Below are 1,805 nucleotides of genomic sequence, written 5' to 3'. Positions count from 1 at the left end.
GGGCGACACCAGGTCCATGCTCGGGCTCGCATATATGCGACTCAACCCCAATGCCGGCCAGTTCGATCCTGTTGCTGCTGTCGATTTACTAAAACGAGCTGCCGATGCGGGCGCTCCTGAAGCACAGTTCGAGCTGGCTAAACTTTATGAACAAGGAATAGGGGTGAACGCAGATTCGGCAAAAGCTCTTGAACTGTACCAAGCTGCGGCGCGTCAGAATTTTGCGGATGCAATCAATGATTTGGGTTTCCTTCACCACCAGGGCGGGCTTGGACTTCCTCCAAATCCAAAGAGAGCTTATGAGTTCTTCAGGCGTGCGGCGGAGCTACGTCACCCGCAGGCCCAGTTCAATTATGCTGCTTTGATCGACGATGGGCTGGTACCTGGGAAAGGGTCCAAGGAAGCGGCGCATTTTCTCTATGCTGCTCTGCGCTCTGGCAGCTCGGATGTGCTGAATTTGCTGAGCGAACGCCCCAATATGTTTACAGGCAGCACACGCAAAGAGCTGCAAAAGAAACTCAAGGAAAAGCGTTTTTACCAAGGTACCATTGACGGTGATTTTGGACCAGGCACGCAGCGCGGGATACGTCGGGCCTATGGGTTGGAGGATTAATGTCTCCATGGTCAAGCCACTGAACTCTAGCTAGTCTATGCTAAAGCCTGCCTTCCGCGATCCAACTGTCTAGCTGACGGCGACTGATTTCAAAATGCATACTATCCTCGCGTCGAAAACCAGCGCCCCAAACCCAGCCCTCATCAAAGAAGAAGTCAGCCATAATGGTGAGGCCGAGTTGTGTTTTCCCATCGGTGAAGTTGTCCAGTTTCCCGTCAATGTTCAAATCTACTGCCAACCCATAACTATGGGTGGAAAGAGAATTCGTGGTGCCCCGAATTCTTCGGACACAAAGAGCCCCCGCGGTATTGATACGATTGTAGAGATCAGGGTCAGCCCGGCGAATGTTCTCAAAGACAACCTTCAAGCTCTCGATGGCGGGGCGCAACATGCTGACTCTAATCGGTCCAACCTGTTCTGTGACCAGCTTTTCCTTAAGATCGGGATTTGTCATGGGCTGACAGTTGTCATTTAGATCTTCACGCGGACGACCTAGCTTCTCAGTGAGGTATTTCCCCCCTGTAACCTGTAGCCCTCTGTTGACATTCAGACGATCCGCGATCAGCACCACTTGCGCATAATCCAGATCAGCCCCCTCCGTCTGATCCCAAATCTCCCGCTCAGCCTCCGCGGATGAGGCATTGGGCGCAAGACCTGCAGATCCTCCTATCGGGAGACGCGCAACTTCGTTTTGTACATCGGAAAGTCGCAATTGCAGGTCTTCGATCTGCTGGCGCAGCATCTCGATTTCAATTCTAGCTGTAGAATCAACTGCCGCGCCCTGGAAATCTTCCTCTGACAACAACCAGGTCAGCCCGATCCAAACGGCAGGGGCCAAAAGCAACCCAAAGAACACGATGATCGCTGGCAAAACCCGCATGAAAGACCTCTGTACAAAACCCATTTCATTCAAGTCGCTAGCAAACCTCAAGTAAACCCTTTTGTCAGAGACAATCTGCTCCTCATTGGACGCGAAATCGAAAGCCACCAAAAAACAAGCATTCGAGAGGAACAGCTGCCTGCGGACCATTGGCAGAATGCGATTGCTGGTATAGACTTACATGAGTGTTACTTTTCAGATCAGGGGACAAGTTATGGTCCGCGTCAATATTCTTGCCGCCTTTGCTATCTGCGTATCTTTTTCGGCGTCTGCGCCTGGCTTTGCCCAGAGCAGCGGCGAAGCGCTTTCGGT

Annotated in this window: 2 protein-coding genes; one reads left to right on the top strand and one right to left on the bottom strand. The window is 52.0% G+C overall.

Annotation, left to right across the window (positions count from 1 at the left end; genetic code table 11):
• Positions 1-613 (top strand): tetratricopeptide repeat protein (locus RSK20926_RS21945; RefSeq protein ID WP_008210175.1); only part of this gene is annotated, 613 nt, incomplete at its 5' end.
• A gap of 40 nt (positions 614-653) precedes the next feature.
• Here RSK20926_RS21945 and RSK20926_RS21940 read toward each other — a convergent pair.
• Positions 654-1,493, bottom strand: a complete 840-nt coding sequence (locus RSK20926_RS21940) for a M15 family metallopeptidase (RefSeq protein ID WP_037256383.1) — start codon at positions 1,491-1,493, stop codon at positions 654-656.
• Positions 1,494-1,805 lie beyond the last annotated feature (312 nt).

Origin of the sequence: Roseobacter sp. SK209-2-6, from assembly GCF_000169455.1 — a bacterium.
Classification (GTDB): domain Bacteria; phylum Pseudomonadota; class Alphaproteobacteria; order Rhodobacterales; family Rhodobacteraceae; genus Pseudophaeobacter.
Note: the sequence above shows the minus strand (reverse complement) of the source record. Positions and strands in the feature narration are given on the sequence as shown.

What these genes read in the sequence shown, in the direction of transcription:
- RSK20926_RS21940 (WP_037256383.1), bottom strand. Translation starts at nt 1,493, where the DNA reads ATGCGGGTTTTGCCAGCGATCATCGTGTTCTTTGGGTTGCTTTTGGCC.